The organism is Streptomyces sp. NBC_01537 (assembly GCF_045040445.1).
GTDB lineage: Bacteria > Actinomycetota > Actinomycetes > Streptomycetales > Streptomycetaceae > Actinacidiphila.
The window spans coordinates 6,141,280-6,163,120 of the sequence record NZ_CP109392.1; the positions used below are offsets into that span (position 1 = coordinate 6,141,280).

General features: G+C 71.8%; 21 protein-coding genes. 15 read left to right on the plus strand and 6 right to left on the minus strand.

Translation table 11 applies throughout. From position 1 onward, the window contains the following. Positions 1-70: 70 nt before the first annotated feature. The 6 genes from OG607_RS28350 (at position 71) to OG607_RS28375 (ending at position 6,274) form a co-directional block, all read left to right on the plus strand. Positions 71-1,453, plus strand: coding sequence for a peptidoglycan recognition protein (locus OG607_RS28350; RefSeq protein ID WP_405729346.1), 1,383 nt, complete (start codon positions 71-73; stop codon positions 1,451-1,453). Positions 1,454-1,555: 102 nt separating this feature from the next. Then, positions 1,556-2,638 carry a sugar phosphate nucleotidyltransferase gene (locus tag OG607_RS28355; protein WP_405729349.1) on the plus strand — a complete coding sequence of 361 codons (1,083 nt, stop codon included), beginning with the start codon at positions 1,556-1,558 and terminating at the stop codon, positions 2,636-2,638. A gap of 154 nt (positions 2,639-2,792) precedes the next feature. Continuing rightward, the gene (locus OG607_RS28360; protein WP_405729352.1) at positions 2,793-3,779 is read left to right on the plus strand and encodes a DNA-3-methyladenine glycosylase family protein; all 987 of its coding nucleotides are present in this window, start codon (positions 2,793-2,795) and stop codon (positions 3,777-3,779) included. Positions 3,780-3,808: 29 nt separating this feature from the next. Beyond that, the gene (locus OG607_RS28365; RefSeq protein WP_405729355.1) at positions 3,809-4,261 is read left to right on the plus strand and encodes a hypothetical protein; all 453 of its coding nucleotides are present in this window, start codon (positions 3,809-3,811) and stop codon (positions 4,259-4,261) included. 51 nt (positions 4,262-4,312) lie between these two features. Continuing rightward, positions 4,313-5,734: an ATP-binding protein gene (locus OG607_RS28370; RefSeq protein ID WP_405729358.1), complete on the plus strand. Its 1,422-nt coding sequence runs from the start codon at positions 4,313-4,315 to the stop codon at positions 5,732-5,734. A 129-nt stretch (positions 5,735-5,863) separates the two neighbouring features. After that, positions 5,864-6,274 carry a hypothetical protein gene (locus OG607_RS28375; RefSeq protein WP_405729361.1) on the plus strand — a complete coding sequence of 137 codons (411 nt, stop codon included), beginning with the start codon at positions 5,864-5,866 and terminating at the stop codon, positions 6,272-6,274. Between the two features lie 66 nt (positions 6,275-6,340). Here OG607_RS28375 and OG607_RS28380 read toward each other — a convergent pair whose 3' ends face one another. Further along, complete coding sequence (locus OG607_RS28380; protein WP_405729364.1) at positions 6,341-6,529, minus strand: DUF397 domain-containing protein; 189 nt, start codon at positions 6,527-6,529, stop codon at positions 6,341-6,343. Continuing rightward, positions 6,526-7,392, minus strand: a complete 867-nt coding sequence (locus OG607_RS28385; RefSeq protein ID WP_405729367.1) for a helix-turn-helix domain-containing protein — start codon at positions 7,390-7,392, stop codon at positions 6,526-6,528. Before OG607_RS28385 ends, OG607_RS28380 begins: the two co-directional genes overlap by 4 nt. A 102-nt stretch (positions 7,393-7,494) precedes the next feature. Here OG607_RS28385 and OG607_RS28390 point away from each other — a divergent pair, with 102 nt between their 5' ends. Both OG607_RS28390 and OG607_RS28395 read left to right on the plus strand, forming a co-directional pair. Further along, on the plus strand, positions 7,495-7,935 hold the full coding sequence (locus tag OG607_RS28390; RefSeq protein ID WP_405729370.1) for an ATP-binding protein: 441 nt from the start codon (positions 7,495-7,497) through the stop codon (positions 7,933-7,935). Positions 7,936-8,095: 160 nt separating this feature from the next. Beyond that, positions 8,096-8,461, plus strand: coding sequence for a hypothetical protein (locus OG607_RS28395; RefSeq protein WP_405729373.1), 366 nt, complete (start codon positions 8,096-8,098; stop codon positions 8,459-8,461). 69 nt (positions 8,462-8,530) lie between these two features. On the opposite strand, the gene OG607_RS28400 is transcribed toward OG607_RS28395, so the two are convergent. The 3 genes from OG607_RS28400 to OG607_RS28410 are packed head-to-tail and all read right to left on the minus strand — an operon-like array spanning position 8,531 to position 11,344. Next, positions 8,531-9,835 (minus strand): coenzyme F420-0:L-glutamate ligase, encoded by a 1,305-nt coding sequence (locus tag OG607_RS28400; protein WP_405729376.1) that lies wholly within the window; start codon positions 9,833-9,835, stop codon positions 8,531-8,533. Then, positions 9,832-10,800 (minus strand): 2-phospho-L-lactate transferase, encoded by a 969-nt coding sequence (gene cofD / locus OG607_RS28405; protein ID WP_405729379.1) that lies wholly within the window; start codon positions 10,798-10,800, stop codon positions 9,832-9,834. Before cofD ends, OG607_RS28400 begins: the two co-directional genes overlap by 4 nt. 13 nt (positions 10,801-10,813) lie before the next feature. Continuing rightward, the gene (locus OG607_RS28410) at positions 10,814-11,344 is read right to left on the minus strand and encodes a cysteine dioxygenase (RefSeq protein ID WP_405729382.1); all 531 of its coding nucleotides are present in this window, start codon (positions 11,342-11,344) and stop codon (positions 10,814-10,816) included. A 597-nt stretch (positions 11,345-11,941) separates the two neighbouring features. Between OG607_RS28410 and OG607_RS28415 the strand changes: the two genes are divergently transcribed. The 3 genes from OG607_RS28415 (at position 11,942) to OG607_RS28425 (ending at position 17,550) form a co-directional block, all read left to right on the plus strand. Continuing rightward, positions 11,942-12,205, plus strand: coding sequence for a WhiB family transcriptional regulator (locus OG607_RS28415; protein WP_329317461.1), 264 nt, complete (start codon positions 11,942-11,944; stop codon positions 12,203-12,205). Between the two features lie 99 nt (positions 12,206-12,304). Beyond that, a complete protein-coding gene (locus tag OG607_RS28420) occupies positions 12,305-16,081 on the plus strand; it encodes a glycosyltransferase (protein ID WP_405729386.1) in 3,777 nt (1,258 codons plus the stop codon). Then, positions 16,078-17,550 carry a DUF5719 family protein gene (locus OG607_RS28425; protein ID WP_405729389.1) on the plus strand — a complete coding sequence of 491 codons (1,473 nt, stop codon included), beginning with the start codon at positions 16,078-16,080 and terminating at the stop codon, positions 17,548-17,550. Before OG607_RS28420 ends, OG607_RS28425 begins: the two co-directional genes overlap by 4 nt. Before the next feature lie 30 nt (positions 17,551-17,580). On the opposite strand, the gene OG607_RS28430 is transcribed toward OG607_RS28425, so the two are convergent. Then, positions 17,581-18,048: a metallopeptidase family protein gene (locus tag OG607_RS28430; protein WP_405729392.1), complete on the minus strand. Its 468-nt coding sequence runs from the start codon at positions 18,046-18,048 to the stop codon at positions 17,581-17,583. A gap of 338 nt (positions 18,049-18,386) precedes the next feature. Between OG607_RS28430 and OG607_RS28435 the strand changes: the two genes are divergently transcribed. The 4 genes from OG607_RS28435 to OG607_RS28450 all read left to right on the plus strand — a co-directional run bounded on the left by OG607_RS28435 (position 18,387) and on the right by OG607_RS28450 (position 21,839). Beyond that, positions 18,387-18,761, plus strand: a complete 375-nt coding sequence (locus OG607_RS28435) for a DUF3499 domain-containing protein (protein WP_405729395.1) — start codon at positions 18,387-18,389, stop codon at positions 18,759-18,761. Between the two features lie 103 nt (positions 18,762-18,864). Next, positions 18,865-20,226, plus strand: coding sequence for a phosphomannomutase/phosphoglucomutase (locus OG607_RS28440; protein WP_405729398.1), 1,362 nt, complete (start codon positions 18,865-18,867; stop codon positions 20,224-20,226). 216 nt (positions 20,227-20,442) lie between these two features. After that, entirely contained in the window at positions 20,443-20,622 is a 180-nt protein-coding gene (locus tag OG607_RS28445) for a Trm112 family protein (protein ID WP_329317467.1), read from the plus strand. A gap of 65 nt (positions 20,623-20,687) precedes the next feature. Further along, positions 20,688-21,839 carry an SIS domain-containing protein gene (locus tag OG607_RS28450; RefSeq protein WP_405729401.1) on the plus strand — a complete coding sequence of 384 codons (1,152 nt, stop codon included), beginning with the start codon at positions 20,688-20,690 and terminating at the stop codon, positions 21,837-21,839. Positions 21,840-21,841 lie beyond the last annotated feature (2 nt).

Consider the following 21,841-nt stretch of genomic DNA (forward strand, 5'->3'; position numbering starts at 1 on the left):
GGAGCGACAGGGCGACTGTCCGTCAGATCCGCATATGCGCATCTTTGATGCTTATGTAAGTGTTTTTTCCATGCGCGCTCTTCTCGCCTCCGCCGTCGGTGTCGCCTGTATGACCGCCCTCGCCGTCCCGCTCACCACGCACACGTTCTCCTCCGGGACCTCGTCCGCCGCGCCCCCGGCGGCCGCGCCCGGGTCCCCTGTGAGGGGCGGCGCCACCTGGACCCTCCCGCTGGCCCCGTCCGCCCGCTCGGTCGTCCGGGCCGTCGACGCCCCGGCCGTCAAGCCCTTCTCGCTGCTGGGTGTCACGTGGGACAACGCCGCTGCCGAACTCGACGGCACCGTCCAGGTCCGTACCCGCTCCGCGCGCACCGGCGCCTGGTCGGGCTGGCAGGACGTCGAGGCCCACACCGACGACACCCCCGACGCCGGATCGCCCGAGCAGACCGCCCCCGGCGTCCGCGGCGCCACCGCCCCCCTCTGGGTCGGCCCCTCCGACGGCGTCCAGGTCCGCGTCCTCCCCGGCTCCGACCGGGCCGGCCAGGCCGCCCGTCTCCCCGTCGGGCTGCGGCTGGACATGGTCGACCCCGGCGACGGGCCGGACGGCGGCGGCTTTGACAGCCATGACAGCCGGGCTGGCCATGACGACTACGACGACGGTGGCAGCCTCTACGACGACGACGAGCTGCCGGACGAGCTGCCGGACGACCTCACGGGCGAGATGACAGCCGCCGATCAGCCCTCCGACGAGGGCCCCATCGAGGCCGACGAACCGGACGGGCCCGCCGAGCCCCCGGTCCTCCCCCCGGTGAGCAAGGAGGAGGAGACCGCCCAGACCGGCCGGGGCCCGTACATCGGCGCCCGCCCGAGGATCATCACCCGCTCCGGCTGGGGCGCCGACGAGAAGCTGCGCGAGCGCAAGTTCGTCTACACCAAGACCGTGAAGGTGGTCTTCGTCCACCACAGCGCCACCGGCAACAACTACAGCTGCAACGATGCCGATGCCGTCATCCGCGGCATCTACCGCTACCACGTGAAGAGCAGCCACTGGCGTGACATCGGTTACAACTTCCTCGTCGACAAATGCGGAAACATCTACGAGGGCCGCGCCGGCGGGGTGACCAAGGCGGTCTACGGAGCCCACACCCTCGGCTTCAACACCAGCAGCATGGGCGTCGCCGTCCTCGGCAACTACAGCAAGGATCAGCCCTCCGAGGCCGCCCTGCGCGCGGTCTCCCAGCTCAGTGCCTGGAAACTCGGCCTCTTCGGACGCAACCCCGAGGGCACCGCGACCCTCCTTTCAGGAGGCAGCAACAAATACCGCAAGGGTGTGAGGGTCAAGTTCAAGATCATCTCCGGTCACCGTGACGGATTCCGTACCGAGTGCCCGGGGGACCAGCTCTACGGCGACCTCGGCAAGACCCGCAACTCGGCCGCGGATCTGCAAGGGCGCTGATCGCTGAGTCTGATGTGATCCGAGCCGATCCGATCTGCATAAGATTGGCGCCGCCTGTCCCACCGCGGCAGGGCCGACCACCCAGGAAGAGAGACAACGCAGGTGACCGAAGCGATCCTCCTGGTCGGCGGCAAGGGCACACGGCTACGGCCGCTCACGGTCAACACCCCCAAGCCGATGGTCCCCGCCGCCGGCGTGCCCTTCCTCACCCACCAGCTCGCCCGCGCCCGCGCCGCCGGCGTCGACCACGTCGTCCTCGCCACCTCCTACCTCGCCGAGGTCTTCGAGCCCCACTTCGGCGACGGCTCCGCCCTCGGCCTGCGCCTGGAGTACGTCACCGAGAAGGAACCCCTCGGCACCGGCGGCGCCATCCGCAACGTCGCGGACCGCCTGGACTCCGCCCCCGGCGACCCGGTGCTCATCTTCAACGGCGACATCCTCACCGGCCTGGACATCGCCGCCCTGGTGGCCACCCACCGCTCGGCCCGCGCCGATGTCTCCCTCCACCTCACCCGCGTAGCCGACCCCCGGGCCTTCGGCCTGGTCCCCACGGACGACGACGGCCGCGTCACCGCCTTCCTCGAAAAGCCCGAGAGCCCCGAGGACATCGTCACCGACCAGATCAATGCCGGCGCGTACTGCTTCAACCGCTCCGTCATCGACTCCATCCCCGTCGGCCGCCCGGTCTCCGTGGAGCGCGAGACCTTCCCCGGTCTCCTCGCCGACGGCGCCCACCTCCAGGGCATGGTCGACTCCACCTACTGGCTCGACCTCGGCACCCCCCAGGCCTTCGTCCGCGGCTCCGCCGACCTCGTCCTCGGCCGCGCCCCCTCCCCGGCCGTCCCCGGCCGCCACGGCGACTCCCTCGTCCTGCCCGGCGCCCACGTGGCCGACGACGCCAAGCTCACCGGCGGCACCGCCGTCTCCTCCGGCGCGGTGGTCGGCTCCGGCGCGGTGGTGGACGGCAGCACGATCCTGGCCGGCGCCGTCATCGAGCCGGGCGCCGTCGTCACCTCCTCCCTGGTCGGCGCGGGTGCGGTGATCGGCGCCCGTACGGTCCTGGACGGCGCGGTCATCGGCGACGGCGCGCGGGTCGGCGCCGACAACGAACTGCGGCACGGCGTACGGGTGTGGTGCGGCGCGGTGATCGCGGACGGCGCGGTCCGCTTCTCGTCGGACCAGTAAGAAGAGGTCAATCCGGTTTGCGGGAAGGCGTCCCGCATGGCGAGCGAAGCGAATGGGGGCACCTCCCAGCGGTAGCTGGGGGAGGGTTGGCACAAACCGGCCACGGGCCGCAGGCCGCCCACGCACCCGGAACCGCCCGCGTAGGCTCGGCGACGTGCACCCCGAGCAGCCCCGCCTGACCTCTACGGCCACGGCCACCGCAACCGCGGCCTCCGTACCGGCGCAGACGCGCGGCCAAAAACGCCGGTGGATCCCCGACGGCCCCCTCAACCTGAGCCTCACCCTCGGCCCCCTCCGCCGGGGCCCCGCCGACCCAGCCTTCCGCGTCACCCCCGACGGCGCGATCTGGCGCGCCTCCCGCACCCCGTCGGGCCCCGGCACCATCCGCATCGCGGGGGCATCCGGAGGAACGGTCGAAGCCGAAGCCTGGGGCCCCGGCGGAGACTGGCTCCTGGACGGCCTCCCCGCCCTCCTCGGCGCCGACGACGACCCGACCGCCTTCACCGCCCGCCACCGCGTCGTCCACGAGGCGAACCGCCGCAACCCGGGCCTGCGCCTGACCCGCACCCGCCTCGTCCTGGAATCCCTGATCCCGGCGATCCTGGAACAGAAGGTCACCTCCGACGAGGCCTACCGAGCCTGGCGCCTCCTCCTCCGACGCCACGGCGAACCCGCCCCCGGCCCCCTCGCCGACCGCATGTACGTCGCCCCCGACCCCCGCACCTGGGCCCTCATCCCCTCCTGGGAATGGCACCGCGCCGGCGTCGACAACAAACGCGCCTCCACCGCCATCCGCGCCGTCCGCCACGCCCGCCGCCTCGAAGAGGCCACCGCCCTTCCCCCCGCCGACGCCCTCGCCCGCCTCCAGCTCATCCCCGGCATCGGCCCCTGGACCGCTGCCGAGACGTTGCAGCGCGCCACCGGCGACCCCGACGCCGTCACCGTCGGCGACCTCCACCTCCCCAACATCGTCGGCTACGCCCTCACCGGCGCCCACCGCTCCACCGACGCCGAGATGCTGGACCTCCTCACCCCCTACGCCGGCCAGCGCCACCGCGCCGCCCGCCTCATCCTCCTCGGCGGCCGGATGCCCCCGCGCCGCGCACCGCGCATGGCGCCGGGGAACATCGCGGCGTTGTGATCCACGGAGGCAGATCGGAGTAGTTGGCGGTGGACATGACGCTTCGAAGGATTTCCGCTGCGGATGCGGACACGGGATTCCGGCATGTCGTATCCGGATTCTCGGGTGAGCGCAGCGGCGTGGAGAGCGAATGCTTTCTCGGCCGCGAATGGGAATTCCTGGAGCAGATCCTGCTGACTCAGGGGCCTGAGGAGATCAGCGAACTCCCCATCACCATGGGCGACCTCCTCGGTGACGATGACCTCGGCACCGCCTGCTTCTACCTCCCGCCGGACGAGGTGGCGGTCGCGGCCCGTTTCCTGGTCGCCGTCGACGCCGAACGGTCCGTCGCCGACCACGCGGACGAGATCGCGAGGGCGCCACACCGCAGTCGATCAGGCAGGCGAAGGCATCGCCAAACGCGTCCAGAGCTGAGACCCCCGCCGCCCCGGCCATGCCCCATGAGCCTTCAAGCCTCCGAGGCAATACACTCTCAACTTTGATAGTCTCAAGAATGAGAGTATCAACGTTGAGAGTATTGATGAAGAGGTGCGATGGACGCGTTCATCGGGCGGGAGCGGGAGCTGGCCGCTCTGAACCGGATGCTCAGCCGCATCGAATCCGGCGGCCGAGCTGGGCGTCCCGGCCGGGCGATGTTGATCCGGGGCAGGCGGCGGGTGGGGAAGTCGCGGCTGGTCGAGGAGTTCATCGAGCGTGCGGGGCTGCCGCATGTCTTCTTCACCGCATCCGCTCAGTCGACTCACCAACTGGACCTGAGCCTGTTCGTCGAGGCCATGGCCACCTCCGCTCTGCCGGATGCGGCAGCCGTTCAGGGGCAGTCCCCCCAGACCTGGGACGCGGCACTGCACCTGCTCGCCGGGGCCCTGCCTGCCGACCGGCCGAGCGTCGTCGTACTGGACGAGATGCCCTACCTGATCAGGAACGACTCCGGCTTCGAGGGAACCCTGCAGAAGCTCTTCGACCGGGAGCTCTCACGCAAGCCCGTGCTGCTCCTCTGCGTTGGATCCGACCTCGCGATGATGGAAGCCCTCAACGAGTACGGCCGCCCCTTCCACCAGCGGGCCACCGAGATGGTCGTACCGCCACTCACCCCGGCCGACGTCGCCGACATTCTGCAACTGCCGCCCGCCGAGACCTTCGATGCCTTCCTCGTCTCGGGCGGTCTCCCTCTCGTGCTCGACGAATGGCCCAGAGGCGCGTCGGTCTTCGACTACCTCAGCGATGTCGTCGAGGACCCCACCTCCGCGCTGCTGGTGAGCGGCGAACGCGCCCTCGCCGCCGAATTCCCCGCCGAAGCCCAGGCCCGGCAGGTTCTCGGTGCCATCGGGGCAGGCGAGCGAACCCACACTCTCATCGGCCGCGAGGCCGGCGGACTGCCGCCCGCCAGCCTCGCGCGCGCCCTTCTACTGCTCACCGCGAAGCGCGTCGTGGACGCCGTCACGCCCCTGTCCGTCCGTCCCTCCAGGGAGACCCGCTACTACGTCGCCGACCCGCACCTGCGCTTCTGGCTGGCCTTCCTCGGCCCCTACCTCAGCGAGATCGAGCGGGGACGGGGCGACCTCACGCTGGCGCGCATCAAGCGCTCCTGGACAGCCTGGAGGGGCCGGGCGATCGAGCCAGTCGTGAGGGAAGCCCTCTTCCGCCTGCCCGAGGGCGGTCTGCCTGAAGGCACCGGGGCCGTCGGCGGCTACTGGACCCGCACGAACAACCCCGAGATCGACATCGTCGCGGCGGACCGGGCCCCCATCGCCAAGCGCATCACCGCTGTCGGCTCCATCAAGTGGCTGGAGAACCGACCCTTCGACGCTCACGACCTCGCCGAGCTGATCACCCATCGCTCGCAACTGCCGGGGGCGGACGACGATACGCCGCTGATCGCGGTCGCGCGCAGCGGCGTATCGGTGGACGGCGTCCAGGCGGTTGGGCCGGAGGAGCTTCTCAGCGCCCGGTGGTGACCAACCGGCGGATCGCCTTGGCGCCGTGGTTTTGTCGGTGGTGGCTGCTAGCTTGCGCTGCATTGACAGTCCGATCCGACGAACAGGGAGGCGAGAACCGTCGTGGGCGCATCAGGGTGGGAGTACTACGTGCCGTACCAAGAGGATTTGGGGGCCGCGCTTGATCAGTTGCGGCACCGGGTCTTCCGGGAGGGCGACTACTACTGGGCGGCCGAGGACGATGATTTGTCCGACGGGCAGAAGAAACCAGAGACGATCGAAGAGCTGTGGGAAGACGAGGATGTGCAGGAGTCGGGTACTCATTCGATTCTGGACATGTATCGGATCGTAGGTCCCGGCGAAGAGCCCAGCTACGGGACTGTGCAACCCGTGTCGGTCGCGGAAGCCCGCCGACTCACAGGTACCGCCCTCCTGACACGAGCGCATGTGGGAGCCATTGATCCGCTCGCCAGCCAGCGCTGGTTCGGCAGGTGCGCGGTTCTTCACGACGTCGGAGGAAAGCCCCAAGAGATCTACTTCTGGGGCTTCTCCGGCGACTGAGACAGCTCGCGGTCATGCGTCGGCAAGCGGTAGACGCTCTCGCCGCATGCCGGGGCACTCTGGCCCTTAGGAGCGCTCGGCCGCGAAGGTGACGAAGGCCGCCCATCCGGCAGGGGAGAAGGCGAGTTGGAGGCCCTGCTTGTCCTTGGAGTCGCGCACGTGGATGGTGCCGGGGCAGGCGGCGACCTCGACGCAGGCGCCGCCTTCGCCACTGCTGTAGCTGCTCTTGAACCAGGCGAGTTCTTCGGTCTTCATAGCTCTCCCAGCAACTTCTCGATCAGGATCAGGGACTCACGCGGGGTGAGAGCCTGCGCCCGCAGAATGCCATATCGAGAGGCGATGACGCGTACCTCTTCTGAATCAACGATCAAGCGGCTGTAGCCCTGGTCCTCCGTGTACGCAACCTGCCGCCCTCCCTTGGGCGTCACCAGGATGAACGCGCCAGCGGTGTTCGGATGTTCCTCGCGGTCTGTCGGCATCACCTGAAGCTCAACGGTCCGCAGGCGGCCGATGCGAAGGAGCTGCTTGAGCTGGCCTGCCAGCGTCGCCCGTCCGCCCAGCGGCCGGTGCAGGATCACCTCCTCCAGGATGAAACTGGCGGTCGGCCCTGGCCAGCGGTCGAACACCGACTGACGGGCCATGCGGTCGGCCACCCGGCGCTCGATCGTCTCCTCGTCGAGCAGCGGCCTGCGCATGGAGAAGATGGCCCGCGCGTAGTCCTCGGTCTGGAGCAGCCCAGGGACGATCTGATTGCTGTAGTCGTGCAGCTCGACCGCGTCCTGCTCCATCCGCGCGTAGTCCCGGAACCACGCCGGATGCCGTACGCGGGCCTTCGCCTTCGCCCGTACAACGTCCTCCACCGCCACCTTCAACAGCCCGTTGGCCCCCAACAGCTCATCCGCCGCGACCAGATACTCCGGCTGCGGGATCCTCCGCCCCCGCTCCAGCGACGAGATCTGCTCTTCCCCGTAGCCCAGCCGCTCGCCCAACTCCCGCTGCGTAAGCCCCGCCCGCTCCCGGAGCAGCTTGACCTGCCGCCCCAGCGCCCGAAAAAGATCCGTAGCCGAGTCGGCGTCCTCCGCAGGCTCGGGTCGCTCTTCTCGTTCGTTGTCCGCCATCCCCGTCACCTCCGGACAGGCCACTGTGCGCAGCCGTACAGGCACGTTGCGTACTGCAGTCGCTCCTGGTCAGGGTAGGCCCGCCCGGCCACGCTCGGTGATGTGAAACCCGAAGTCATCACCCCCGCCGCCTGCTTCAGGCACCTGTTCAGCGCCACCCGCCGAGGCGCGCGCCTCGCCCGCCACCTGACCGTGCACCAGCTCGACGAGTGGGGCATGGCCTACGGCAGCGACTGCTCTGACCGGGCGGAGGCGATCGTGGCCGAGCTCGCCGCCAACGCGGTCACCCACGGGTACGTCCCGGGGCGGAGCTTTGAGGTGCGCCTGACCCTCACCCCGCGCCTGCTCCGCATCGACGTCGCTGACGCCCGCACCGAGAGCTGGCCGTGGCCCGCCGCCCAGCCGCCATCCGCTGAGGTCGAGTCGGGCCGTGGACTGCTGCTGGTCGACGCGCTTTCCGACCGCTGGAGCGTCCTGGACAGGGGCGCGGCGCCGGGCAAGACGGTCCGGGCAGAGCTGGACCTCGGTCCGGGCCGCCTATGACCAGGTCAGGAGTGCTGGCGGACCTCACCTCCGGGACGGCGTGCGTCACTCCAATGGACGCATCGGATGGTGCACGCCGAAGCCCGCTCCTAGAGTGACCGGCGAGCGCCGGCGCGTTCGATCAACCGAACGGGCCGAGCCTTCAAGAGGAGGTTCCGACATGAACCGCTTCAAGCTCATCCTCGTGACCGCAGCATCCGTCCTGGCCATCGGCCTGGGGCTGCCCAGCACCGCGATGGCCGCGGATCCGCCCAAACCGCCGGACAACACGGCTCAGCTCACCGGCAACGAAACCAGCGCCTTCGAAACCGGCGGGTGGGTCTACGTCGCCCCCGGCGGGTTCGGTTCCGCCTACGTCTACTGCCCGACGGGGCGCACCCCGACCGGCGGCGGTGGCCAGTCCTACGGGACCGTCAGGGCATACCTGACCGACACCTACGCGGTCGACCCCCGCGGCTGGTTCGCGCAGTTCTACAACGCGAGCACCGCCGGCGTCTACGTGCGGGCCTACGCCCGCTGTGCCTGACGGCCAGGCCACTCGCAGGAAGGGGAAGCAGGGCCCCACTCCGCCCGGGGTGGGGCCCTGCCTCGTGACTTACCGCACCGCGATGAACGCCTCCGCGCCCCGCGCGGCACGCGCAGGCGCCGCCACCGCCGGGCGGCCGACCGCCACCGCGCCCATCGGGTCCCAGTCGCCGGGCAGCCCCAGCACCTCCCGCACCACATCGCGGCAGAACATCGTGGACGACACCCAAGCCGACCCCAGCTGCTCGCCCGCGAGCGCGACCAGCAGGTTCTGCACCCCGGCCCCGGCCGCGACCACGAACATCTCGCGCTCGGCCGCATTGCGCCGGGCGTCCGGGTACGCATGCGCACCGTCGGCCACGAGGCACGGCACGATCACATAAGGCGCGTTGCGCAGGACGTCCCCGCGCCGCAGCCGCTTCGCCACCGACTCCTCGCTGAAGCCGTCCCTGCGCAGGTCGGCCGCCCAGGCGTCCCGCATGGCGTCGAGAAGCCGTACGCGCGCTTCCTCCGTCTCCAGGAGCACGAACCGCCAGGGCGTCGTGTGATGTGGGGCCGGAGCCGTGACCGCCAAGGCCACCGCCCGCCGCACCGCGGCCCCGTCGACCGGCTCGGCGGTGAATTCACGGACCGTACGCCGCAGCGAGACCGCCTCGCGCACGGCCTCCGACGTGCCAAGCCGGAACATGTCGTTGACGGACGACCGCACAAGCGCCCGCGCGCCTGGGCCGTCGTCCTCCTCCGCCAGCACCAGGTGGCCGAGCCCCCGCGCCACAGCGACCGGCAGGCCGCCGGCCTTGCCCTTGACGAGGTCACCCGCAGCGGCAAGCTCATCGCCGAGAGCCGTGACGGTGACGGAGAGCTCGTTGCCGTGGGAATCGAGGCCGCCGCGCAGGTCGTCCACAACCCGGATCCCGGCCGCGCCGATGGCGACATCGGTCAGGCCCTCGCGCCACGGCCGCCCGAAGGTATCGGTTACGACGACACCCACATTGACGCCCAGCGCATCCCGCACGCCCACCCGGATCGCCCGAGCCGAGCCGTCCGGGTCCTCCGGGAGCAGGAGTACGGTCCCCGGGGCCGTGTTGGAGGCGTCGACACCGGCCGCCGCCATGACGAAGCCGTGGCGGGTCTCGACGATCCGGGTCGGCCCGCGCCGGGCGACGAGCCGGACCATCTCCGCGTCGATCGCGGCCTCGCGGTCGTCGGCCCGCACGAGCCGGGCCTCCGCCTTGCTGACGATCTTCGAGGTCACCAGCAGAACATCCCCGTCGGCCAGCTCCGGGGCGGCCGCGCAGATCAGCTTGGCGAGGTCGTCGCCCGGCTGGACCTCGGGCAGCCCGGCCACCGCCCACACGCGATACGTAAGGCTCACGCCCGGACCTCCTCCGCCAGGGCCAGCGCCTCGCGGGCCATCTGTGCCGTCGCACCGACATCCGTCATCATCAGCGGCACCGCCCGGCACCGGATGCCCGCCGCTTCGACGTCAGCCACCACGCCCGCGTCGACCGTGTCGACCAGCCAGCCGTCCAGCAGCCCGGAACCGTAGTGGGCGGCGACAGCGGCGGCCGTGGACTCGACGCCGACCGCCGCCAGGACCTTGTCCGCCATGCCGCGCACAGGCGCGTCGCCGACGATCGGCGAGAGCCCGACCACCGGGACGCCCGCCTCGGCGATGGCCTCGCGGATCCCCGGAACGGCCAGGATCGTGCCGACCGACACCACAGGATTGGATGGCGGGAACACAATCACATCGGCCGCGGCGATCGCCTCCAGCACACCCGGCGCCGGCTTGGAGCCCTCAGCGCCGACCGGGACCACGGCATGCGCATCGACGGCTGCCCGCAGCCGGACCCAGTACTCCTGGAAGTGAACGGCCTTGCGCGTGCCGGGTTCGCCGTCGACATCATCGATGAGCACATGCGTCTCGACGCGGTCGTCCGTCATTGGGATGAGCCGTACGCCGGGATTCCAGCGTGCGCAGAGCGCCTCCGTCACCGCGCTGAGCGGATAGCCCGCGCCGATCATCTGCGTACGGACGATGTGGGTGGCGAAATCGCGGTCGCCGAGGCCGAACCACTCCGGTCCGACGCCGTACGCCGCGAGCTCGTCCTTGACGGCGAAGGTCTCGTCGGCGCGGCCCCAGCCCTGGTCCTCGTGGATGCCGCCGCCGAGGGTGTACATGACGGTGTCGAGGTCGGGGCAGACCTTGAGGCCGAACAGGTGGATGTCGTCACCGGTGTTGCCGATGACGGTGATGTCCGCTTCCGGTGCCGCTGCCTTGAGACCGCGCAGGAAGCGGGCGCCCCCGATGCCGCCGGCCAGAACCACGATTCGCATGGGGGCCAGTCTGTCAGCCCGCGAGCGGAGCCTCGACGGGACCCTGTGCGGAAGCCTCCGCACGGGGCGCGCACTGCCCGGTGTGCATCGGCATCTCGGTGAGCCCCGGGAAGTAGATGTGCAGGCTGACGGCGGGCTCCAGGGAGTCGTTGACGACCTCGTGGACGTAGCCGGGGGCGAAGGCGCGCTGCGCACCGGGGGTCAGCGAGCGATGCGCGGTGCCCGTCCGCCCGCTCGTGCGCTCGCTGAGCTCACCCTGCAGCACGGTGAGGACGCCGGAGGAGTCGCCGTGGTCGTGGAGGCCGCTGCTCTGGCCGGGGAGCCAGCTGAGCAGCCAGACCTCGTAACCGGGGCCGGTCTCCAGGCGGGCGTACCAGCGGGTGGTGGCGTCGTACTGGACGAGCGGGGCCCAGCGGGCGCGGTCGGCGGCGATCGTGCGGGCGAGGCCGACGAAGCCGGCGACGGTGACCGGGTGCCGGGGGACCGGCGGAAGGAGGTGAGGGACGGCGAGGGGGTCGCCGGCGATCTCGACATCGCTGTTCATGCGGGCGTTCCTACGATTCGTAGAAGAGGAGCGTCGTCAGGCAGATAGCTGTGCGGAACGTCGGAGCTCTCAGAGCTCAGCGGCTCAGCGGCAACAGCTGGAACAGCGACAGTGGGCTTCCACAGCGCAGCGGAACTCGGCGAGGCGAGTCCGGGAAGGCGCGTGGGTCACTGCTGGCATGCGCACTAGCAGACCGGGTCAAGGGTGCGGCTGTCAACTCGGCTCCACCCGGCTGTCCGCAATGTCGCGAATGGTTCACCTGATCCGGCTATTCGGTGTGGTGAAAGGTTTGTGCGTAGACGTGTACGGATAGGCGGTGCTGCAACCGCTACGGCACGCAGGAACGTCTCCTCGGGAAACGTCGTTGTGCTTTCGTGATCACCTCGTGATTCACGCCCCGGGGGTCAGGTGTCGCGCGGTTGACGTATGTGGTCCTTTGGGCTGATTTGAACACTTTCTGTCAGCGCTTGGTTCCGCAGGGTGAATAACGGGCCCAATAGCAGATCTCGGCTTGACTGGCCCGTATCGGCACACTTGTAATTTCACTCGTGTCGTTCAACGGCATCACGGGGACGCGAAAACAGACGAGGGGCGCGCATGACCGAGCTGTTCCAGCTGTTGCTGGCCGAGGAGGCCGAAGAGGAGCTCGGGTGGCAGGAGCGCGCGCTGTGCGCGCAGACCGATCCCGAATCGTTCTTCCCCGAGAAAGGCGGATCCACCCGAGAGGCCAAGAAGGTCTGCCTCGCGTGCGAAGTCCGCTCCGACTGCCTTGAGTACGCACTTGCCAACGACGAGCGCTTCGGCATCTGGGGCGGTCTGTCAGAACGCGAGCGACGCCGCCTGAAGAAGGGCGTCGTCTAGCGCGCGCGGAAGGCGCGCGGCGTAAGCCGTTAGGGTGGGGCCCCGTCCGAGACGCCGACCGGCGTCCACCGCACCCAGCGAACCGGGGCCCGAACCTCGATGTCCGTGAACAGTCCAGCGGGGGGCCAATACCCCGCCCAGACGCCAGAGTTCCCGCGCCATGTGGTCACCGCGGTGCTCGTCGCCCACGACGGCGCCCGCTGGCTGCCGAACGCGCTCTCGGGCCTGCTCTCCCAGGACCGCCCGGTCCAGGACGTCATCGCCGCCGACACCGGCAGCGCCGACGACTCCGCCCGGCTGCTCGCCGAGTCCCTCGGCCCCGACCGGGTCCTGCACCTCGCCCGCCGCAGCGGCTTCGGCGCCGCGGTGGACGAGGCCGTCCGCACCGCCGGTCCCGTACCGCCGGAGCAACTGCCCTACCTGCAGCGGCAGAGCGGCTGGGACCCGGTCAGCCGCAGCTGGAACGACGACGCCTACGACCAGCCCGACCAGCCGCACGGCGAGCCCGTGCAGTGGCTGTGGCTGCTGCACGACGACTGCGAGCCGGAGCCGGACGCGCTCACCGAGCTGCTGCGCGTCGCGGACTCCGCCAGATCCGCCGCCATCATCGGGCCCAAGCTGCGCAGCTGGTACGACCGCCGCGCGCTGCTCGAAGTCGGCGTCTCCATCGCCCGCAGCGGCCGCCGCTGGACCGGTCTGGAGCGCCGCGAGCAGGACCAGGGCCAGCACGACCAGGTCCGCCAGGTGCTGTCCGTCTCCTCCGCGGGCATGCTGGTCCGCCGCGACGTCTGGGAAGAGCTCGGCGGCTTCGACCGCCGCCTGCCCCTCATGCGCGACGACGTCGACTTCTGCTGGCGTGCCCAGTCCGCCGGCCATACGGTCCTGATCGCCCCCGACGCCGTGCTCCGGCACGCCGAGGCCGCCTCCCGCGAGCGCCGCCCCGTCGACTGCGTGGGCCGCTCCGCGGTCAACCCGCACCGGGTCGACAAGGCCGGCGCCGTCTACACGCTGCTCGCCAACACCCGCGGCCCGGTCTTTCCGTACGTCATGCTGCGGCTGCTGGTCGGAACCGTCCTGCGCACGCTGGCCTATCTCGTCGGCAAGGTGCCGGGGCAGGCCGTCGACGAGATCACCGGCCTGCTGTCAGTGCTGCTGCGCCCCGGCCGCCTGATCGGCGCGCGCCGCAGGCGCGGCAAGGGCGCGGTCGAACCCGCGGAGCTGCGGCCGCTGTTCCCGCCGCCCGGCGCGACGGTGCGCGCCACCGTGGAGCAGGTCGTCGGCAACTTCTCCAAGGCCGACGCCGACGCCTCCTCCGTGGGACGGCACGGCGGCGCGGTCGAGTCCGGGCCGGGCGACGACGACGGCTCCGGCGACTACATGGAGATCGAGCAGTTCGCGCTGCTCAAGAAGATCGCCCACAAACCCGGCCCGGTGCTCTTCGGCGTACTGCTGCTGGTCTCGCTCATCGCCTGCCGCGGACTGCTCGGCAGCGGCTCGCTGTCCGGCGGCGCCCTGCTGCCCGCCCCGGACAGGGCCAACGACCTGTGGGGCTCCTTCATCGGCGCCTGGCACGCCCTCGGCACCGGCGGCACGGAGGCCGCCCCGCCGTACATCGCGGTCGTCGCGGCCTTCGCGAGCCTGCTGTTCGGCAGCACCGCGGTCGCGCTGACCGTGCTGCTCGTCGCCTCGGTGCCGCTGGCCGGGCTGAGCGCGTACTTCGCCTCCCGGCCGCTGGTCGAGTCCCGGCTGCTGCGCGCGTGGGCGGCGGTGGCGTACGCCTTCCTGCCCGCCGCCACCGGCGCGCTCGCCGGGGGCCGGCTCGGCACGGCGGTCCTGGCGATCCTGCTGCCGCTGATGGCCCGCGCGGCCGTCTCCGCCACCGGGCTGAACCTCTCGGCCGACGTGATCGAGCGCGGCGCGGGCCTGGGCTGGCGCGCCACGTGGACCTTCGCGCTGCTGCTGGCCATCACCACCGCCTTCACCCCGATCACCTGGCTGATCGCTCTCGTGCTGTCCGTCGCCGTGATCGTGCTGCGCGTCCTGCGCAAGGAGACCCGGCTCGTCGTCCCGCACGTCCTGCGCATGCTGGCTCTGCTCGGCGCCCCGCTCCTGGTCCTGGCGCCCTGGTCACTGACGCTGCTCACGCACCCCTCGCGCTTCCTCTACGAGGCCGGGCTGCCGTACGGCGCCAAGGCCGCCTCCGCGACCGACCTGGTGATGCTCAGCCCCGGAGGTCCCAAGGGGGCGGGCGGGGTGCTGCTCGTCGGCCTGGTGCTGGCCGCGCTGGCCGCCCTGCTGCGCGCCGAGCGACGGCTCGCGATCCTCACCGCCTGGGCGGGCGCCCTGGCCGGGCTGCTCTTCGCCGTCATCGAGAACGGCAAGGCCTGGGCGGGCCCGGGCACCCTGGTCTACGGCCTCGCGCTGCTGGCCGCGGCCGCCGTCGGCGCCGAGGGCGCCAACGAGCGCATCGCCGCCTCCGGCTTCGGCTGGCGGCAGCCCGTCGCCGCCCTGGTCGTGCTGGCCGCCGCGATCGCCCCGCTCTACGCCGCCTTCGGCTGGATGGTGGGCGGCGCGGACGGCCCCGTCGAGCGCCGCGACTCCACCCAGGTCCCGGCCTTCGTCGCCGAGGAGGCGGACACCCAGGACCAGCCCCGCACCCTGGTCCTGGACGGCACCGCCGCCGATGTCTCGTACGCCCTCGTACGCGGCGCCGGTGCCCGCCTCGGCGACGCCGAACTCGCCTCCGCGGCGGGTCAGGACGCCAGGCTCAGCAAGATCGTCGCCAACCTCGTCGCGGGCTCCGGCGCCGACCAGGCCGGCCAGCTCGGCGGCTACGCGGTCCGCTACGTCCTGGTCAGCGGCGTCGCCACCCGCGACATGAGCCGCACCCTCGACAGCACCCCCGGCCTGTCCCGGCTCAGCCAGGCCGACGGCAGCGCGCTGTGGCGGGTCGACAACGACACCTCGCGCATCACGATCGTGCCCAGGTCCGGCGCCACGGGCACCGCCGTCCCCGTCGCCTCCGGCAAGGTCGAGGCCCACACCACCATCCCGGCCGGCGACGCGGGCCGCGTCCTGCGCATCGCCGACTCGGCCGCCCCCGGCTGGACCGCCACCCTCGACGGCACCGCCCTCACCGCGACCACCGTCGACGGCTGGGCCCAGGGCTTCGAACTCCCCGCCACCGGCGGCCGGCTCGACCTCACCTACGAGGACCCCTTCACCCACACCGTCTGGCTCTGGATCCAGGGCTTCCTCGCCCTCGTCCTCGTCGTCATGGCCCTCCCGGGCCGCGCCCGCGACATCGACGACGACCTCCCCGAGGCCGAGGGCGCCGGAGCCGTCGCCATGGACTTCCCCGAGCAGGCCACCGGCGACGGCCGCCGCGCCCGCCGTCTGCGCGCCGCCGCCGAGACCGAGGCGGAGCCGGAGGCCGGGGCCAGGGCCGACGCCGGCGCCGAGGCGGCAGCGGACCCGGACCGGGAGCCGGACGCGTACGGCCAGGAGCAGTGGGCCGCGGAGTACCAGGGCACGTACGGCCAGCAGGATCCGGCGGCCCAGCAGGACCTGGAGGGCCAGCAGTACGAGCAGTACGCGCAGGCCGACCCCTACCAGCACCAGCAGCAGGGCTACGACCCGTACGCCTACACCGGCCAGGACTACGGCCAGCAGGGCTACGAGCAGCCGCAGGGCTACGAGCAGCAGGGCTACGACCCCGCCTACGACCCGTACGCCCAGCAGCCGCAGCAGTCCGAGCAGTCCCAACAGGCCCAGCAGCCTCAGCAGCAGCCTTACGAACCGGCCTACGAACCGGCCTACGACCCGGCCGCGTACGACGCGGACGGCTACCGCCGTGACGGGAGCGACCGCCAGTGAACCGCAGCACCATCTCCCTCTTCGGCGTCACGGCCGCCCTCGCCGCCGTCACCGGCGTGGCGGTGCTCACCGGCGCCGGAGCACCGGAGGCCGCGCGAGCGACCACCGCCGCGTCACTGCCGGTCGAGCGGTCCGCGCTGACCTGCCCGTCCCCGTCCGGCTCCGACTTCGCGACCACGACGTACACCGCCTTCACCCCGAAGGGGGACACGGCGTCCGGCAGCAGCGCGGGCACCGCCGGACTGCTGCCGGTCGGCGGCAAGGCGAAGACCAAGGCCGTCGCCCCGCTGAGCGAGCCCGGCAAGCCGGTCACCGCCACCACCGGCAAGAGCGACGCCCCCGCCCTCATCGGCACCGCCGACGGCAGGCTCGCCCCCGGCTGGACCGTGCAGCAGACCACCGTCATCGACGCCGGCCCCGCCAGGGGCGTCCTGGGCGCCGCCTGCACCCAGCCCGACAGCGAGTTCTGGTTCCCCGGCGCCAGCACCTCCGCCGACCGCCAGGACTACGTGCACCTCACCAACCCCGACGACACCTCGGCCGTCGTCGACCTGGAGCTGTACGACAAGAACGGCACCCTCACCACCGAGACGGGCGACGGGATCACCGTCCCGCCGGAGTCCAGCGTCCCCGTCCTGCTGTCCACCCTCACCACGGACAAGGCCGAGGACCTCACCCTCCACGTCACCGCCCGCACCGGCCGCGTCGGCGCCTCCGTCCTCGCCTCCACCGCCAAGGCCGGCGGCGACTGGCTCACCCCCTCCGCCGACCCCGCCGACAGCCTGGTCCTCCCCGGCATCCCGGCCGACGCCACCGACGTGCGCCTGATCGCGTACGCCACCAGCGACGACGACGCCGACCTCAAGGTCCAGCTGCTCACCACCACCGGCGCGATCACCCCCGCCGGCCACGAGACAGTGCACATCAAGAGCGGCATGACCACCGCCGTCGACCTCGCCGACATCACCAAGGGCGAGGCCGGCTCCCTGGTCCTCACCCCCACGGCCACGCAGGGCGCCGCCCCCGTCGTCGCCGCGCTGCGCATCACGCGCGGCAAGGGCGCGAACCAGGAGACCGCCTTCCTGCCCGCCACCTCCAAGATCACCGACCGTGCCACGGCCGCCGACAACCGGGCCAAGGGCTCCACCCTCTCCCTCACCGCCCCCACCGCCGCCGCCACGGTCAGGATCACCAGCTCGGCGGGCACCGGCGGCGGCACCCCCGTCACCAAGACCGTCACCCTCAAGGCCGGCACCACCACCGCCCTCACCCCCGCCACCCCCACCGGCGGCAAGGGCGCCTACGCGGTCACCGTCGAGCCGGTGTCCGGCGGCCCGGTCTACGCCTCGCGCATGCTGGCGCTCCCGCAGGACGGCGTCCCGATGTTCACCATCCAGACCCTCCCGGACGACCGGGGCCTGGTCGCGGTACCGAAGACGGAAGAGGACCTGTCGATCCTGAACAGGTGATTAGGCCCTCCTGAAACAGGTGATTACGCCCTAGTCCTCCCCGTAACGGGGGTCGACGTTCTCCGGCGACAGCCCGAGCAGCTCCGCCACCTGCTCCACGACCACGTCGTGAACCAGCAGCGCCCGCTCCTCGCGGCTCTTCGCCCGGATCTCCACCGGCCGCCGGTAGACGACGATCCGGTTGGGCGAGCCCTTCCGCGCGTTCACCAGCTTGCCCAGCGGCACGCTGTCGTCGGAGATCTCGCCGCTCTGGGCGGCCTCCGCGGCCGCGTCCAGCGGCCACGGCACCTCCTGCACCGCGAATTCCACATCCGCGAGCTGCGGCCACCGCCGCTCCAGGCGGTCCGCCGCATCCCGTACAAGATCGTCGAAGGCGTCGGCGCGGCTCAGCGAGAGCGGCACCTGAGGGGGCGCGATCGGTCCGCGCATGCCGCGTCCGTGTCGGTCGCGGCGGCGCTGGCGGGGTGCGGGCGTGGGTGCGTCGGTCGGGGTGTCCATCACCTCTGAGGGTATCCGCCGGGACGCCCGCCCATGCGATGCCACGACATCGGCGTGATGTCGCAGAATGCCCGGCCCGTAGCCAAGGGTTTACGGCCGAATTCCGCCCTCTGACCGATCTTTGACCGCTTACTGCACCACAATTGACACCATTCGATCCCTTTCCTTACTGCTGCCGAGATCACCCGATCCGGCGGTTTCCGGCCCACCGCCCGCCCTCCGCAGGTCAGACCGCGCCGCCGCAGGTCAGACGATCCCGGCGAACCGGGACGACACGACGGAGTGAGCTCGCGGAGAGTCGTCGCGGCCCGCTCAAGAGTGCGGTACCGTCCAACCTCGTGAGCCTTGTACGTCGCTGTTCGCGCACCGCGTGTGGCCGTCCCGCCGTCGCGACGCTGACGTACGTCTACGCGGACTCCACCGCCGTCCTCGGCCCCCTCGCGACCTACGCCGAGCCGCACTGCTACGACCTCTGCTCCGAGCACTCCGAGCGCCTCACCGCCCCCCGCGGCTGGGAAGTCGTACGCCTCGCCATGGACTCCGGCCCGCCCCGCCCCAGCGGCGACGACCTCGAAGCCCTGGCCAACGCCGTCCGCGAGGCCGCCCGCCCCCAGGACCGGCCGGACCCGGCGGGCCCCGGCGGCCGGGACGCCGACCCGCGGGAGATCGCGCGCCGCGGGCACCTGCGCGTACTGCGCTCGCCGGAGTCCTGAGGATCCTCATCCCGGGCCTTCACGGACGCCGGGTAGGTTGGCCGCTGAGAGCAGCAGACATGCAGCCGATATGCAGCAGCAGCGAACCAGAGTGGAGCACGCCGTGACCGACCTGTCCCAGCTCGTGAAGGCGTACGACATCCGCGGAGTCGTCCCCGACCAGCTGGACGAGCCGCTCGCCGAGCTCTTCGGCGCCGCCTTCGCCACCGTCACCGAAGCCGACGCGATCGTGATCGGCCACGACATGAGGCCCTCGTCCCCCGGCCTGTCCCGCGCCTTCGCGCGCGGCGCGGCCTCGCTCGGCGCGGACGTCACCGAGATCGGGCTCTGCTCCACCGACGAGCTGTACTTCGCCAGCGGCGCCCTCGGGCTGCCCGGCGCGATGTTCACCGCCAGCCACAACCCGGCCCAGTACAACGGCATCAAGCTGTGCCGCAAGGGCGCAGCCCCCGTCGGCCAGGACACCGGCCTGGCCGACCTCCGCGCCCTCGTCGAGCAGTGGCAGGAGTCCGGAGACCGCCCGCAGGAAGCCGCCACCCCCGGCAGGATCACCCAGCGCGACGTCCTCACCGACTACGCCGCCCACCTGCTCTCCCTCGTCGACCTGACCGCCATCCGGCCGCTCAAGGTCGTGGTCGACGCCGGCAACGGCATGGGCGGGCACACCGTCCCCACCGTCTTCGCCGGGCTGCCGCTCGACCTCGTCCCCCTCTACTTCGAGCTCGACGGCACCTTCCCCAACCACGAGGCCAACCCCCTCGACCCCAAGAACCTCGTCGACCTCCAGGCCCGTGTCCGTGAGACGGGCGCCGACCTCGGCCTCGCCTTCGACGGCGACGCCGACCGCTGCTTCGTCGTCGACGAGCGCGGCGAGCCGGTCTCGCCCTCCGCGATCACCGCCCTGGTCGCCGCCCGCGAGCTCGCCAAGCACCCCGGCTCCGTCGTCATCCACAACCTGATCACCTCCTGGTCCGTCCCCGAGGTCGTCAAGGAGCACGGCGGCACCCCCGTCCGCACCCGCGTCGGCCACTCCTTCATCAAGCAGGAAATGGCCCGCACCGGCGCCGTCTTCGGCGGCGAGCACTCCGCCCACTACTACTTCCGCGACTTCTGGAACGCCGACACCGGCATGCTCGCCGCCCTCCACGTCCTCGCCGCCCTCGGCGGCCAGCCGGGCACCCTGTCCGCCCTCGTCGCCGAGTACGACCGCTACGCCGCCTCCGGCGAGATCAACAGCACCGTCCACGACCAGGCCGCCAGCTCCGCCGCCGTCCGCGCCGCCTTCGCCGACGCCGAAGGCATCGAGGTCGACGAGCTCGACGGCCTCACCATCGCCGCCCCCGACTGGTGGTTCAACGTCCGCGCCTCCAACACCGAGCCCCTCCTCCGCCTCAACGTAGAGGCCCGCGACCCGGCCACCATGACCCGCATCCGCGACCAGGCCCTGGCGATCATCCGAGCCTGACCCTCACCGGTTCCCCGCCGGTTCCCCACCCGGTTCCCCACCGGTTTGTGGGAAGGCGTTCCGCATGGCGGAACGGGTTGGCACAAACCGGCCACGGCCCGCAGGCCGCCCGCACAACCGCAACCACGCACGGACAGCAGGCCCACGCCGCCCCACGGCGATAGGCTCGGTACCGCCCGCAAATAGCTACGCATCCCACCCGAAGGACCCGACACCATGCCGCTCGTCGAAGCCAGCCTCCTGGAGATCCTCGCCTGCCCGGCGTGCCACGCCCCGCTCCGCGAGGACACCGCCGCGAGCGAGCTCACCTGCACCGCCCAGGACTGCGGCCTCGCCTACCCCGTGCGGGACGACATCCCGGTTCTGCTCATCGACGAGGCCCGCCGCCCGGCGTAGCGGCCGCGCCCCAGGGCAAGTCGAGCCCAACAGAACAGCTCCCCCGACCGGAGGTCACGATCACGATGCTGGACGAGTCGCTGCTGGACGACCCCGACGCCCTCGCCCGCGCGGACACCCGCGACCTTCTCCTCGGCGTCGCCGGCGCCGGCGCCCGCGTCCGGATGGCCGCCCGCCTCGCCGACGAGGCCGGCATTCCCGCCCTGAAACCGGACGGCCGCCCCCGCAGCGTGCTCGTCGCAGGCCCCGGCCCGGCCGCCGCCGCCACCGTGGCGGACGTACTCGCCGCCCTGGGCGCGGGCACCTGCCCGGTCATCCCGCTGCACCCGACCGGCCCGGCCTCCTACGACCTGCACTGGACGCTTCCGGGCTGGGCCGGCCCGCTCGACCTGCTCCTGATCGCCAGCCCCGCCGGCACCGAGGCGGGCCTCGCCGCCCTCATCGAGCAGGCGTACCGCCGAGGCGTGACACCCGCCGGTGTCGTGCCCGCGAAGTCGCCGATCGCCGAGGCCCTGGAACAGGCGCGTGGCATCACCATCCCCTACGCGAAGCCGTACGCCCCCGAAGGTTCCGGCCCGGACCCGGAGGGGCCCGAAGCAGCCACCGAGGACCCGGGCGCCTTCTGGGCGCTGCTCACCCCCCTCCTCCTGCTGACCGACCGGATCGGCCTGCTGCACGCCCCGCCCGAGGCGGTCCAGTCCATGGCCGACCGGCTGGACGAGGTCGCCGCGAAGTGCGGCCCGGCCATCGCGACCTACAGCAATCCGGCCAAGACACTCGCCGCCGAGCTCGCCGACTCCCTCCCCATCCTGTGGACCGAAGGCGACATCGCCGCGTTCGCGGGCCGGCGCCTCACCGCGCTGATCGCCTCCCGGGCCGGGCGCCCCGCGCTCACCGCCGAGCTGCCGGAAGCCCTGATGACCCACGAGGCACTGCTCGCCGGCGCCTTCGCCGGCACCCTCGACCCCGATGACTTCTTCCGCGACCGCGTCGACGACCCGGAAGGGCTGCGGCTGCGCGTCGTCCTCCTCCAGCAGCCGCCCGCCCACGGGGCCAGCGCCGCGCCCGCCGCCCGTGAACTGGCGATGAGCCACGAGACCCCGCTCAGCGAGCTCGCCCCGGCCGAGGGCAGCCCCCTGGAGGCGGCCGCCGAAATCCTCGCCGTCACGGATTTCTCCGCTGTTTACCTGGCGCTCACTTCCAACGGGAGATCATGAGG

Coding starts and splice junctions, on each gene's coding strand:
- OG607_RS28350 (WP_405729346.1), top strand. CDS start 71: ATGCGCGCTCTTCTCGCCTCCGCCGTCGGTGTCGCCTGTATGACCGCC.
- OG607_RS28370 (WP_405729358.1), top strand. CDS start 4,313: ATGGACGCGTTCATCGGGCGGGAGCGGGAGCTGGCCGCTCTGAACCGG.
- OG607_RS28380 (WP_405729364.1), bottom strand. CDS start 6,529: ATGAAGACCGAAGAACTCGCCTGGTTCAAGAGCAGCTACAGCAGTGGC.
- OG607_RS28385 (WP_405729367.1), bottom strand. CDS start 7,392: ATGGCGGACAACGAACGAGAAGAGCGACCCGAGCCTGCGGAGGACGCC.
- OG607_RS28395 (WP_405729373.1), top strand. CDS start 8,096: ATGAACCGCTTCAAGCTCATCCTCGTGACCGCAGCATCCGTCCTGGCC.
- cofD (WP_405729379.1), bottom strand. CDS start 10,800: ATGCGAATCGTGGTTCTGGCCGGCGGCATCGGGGGCGCCCGCTTCCTG.
- OG607_RS28410 (WP_405729382.1), bottom strand. CDS start 11,344: ATGAACAGCGATGTCGAGATCGCCGGCGACCCCCTCGCCGTCCCTCAC.
- OG607_RS28415 (WP_329317461.1), top strand. CDS start 11,942: ATGACCGAGCTGTTCCAGCTGTTGCTGGCCGAGGAGGCCGAAGAGGAG.
- OG607_RS28420 (WP_405729386.1), top strand. CDS start 12,305: ATGTCCGTGAACAGTCCAGCGGGGGGCCAATACCCCGCCCAGACGCCA.
- OG607_RS28430 (WP_405729392.1), bottom strand. CDS start 18,048: ATGGACACCCCGACCGACGCACCCACGCCCGCACCCCGCCAGCGCCGC.
- OG607_RS28445 (WP_329317467.1), top strand. CDS start 20,443: ATGCCGCTCGTCGAAGCCAGCCTCCTGGAGATCCTCGCCTGCCCGGCG.
- OG607_RS28450 (WP_405729401.1), top strand. CDS start 20,688: ATGCTGGACGAGTCGCTGCTGGACGACCCCGACGCCCTCGCCCGCGCG.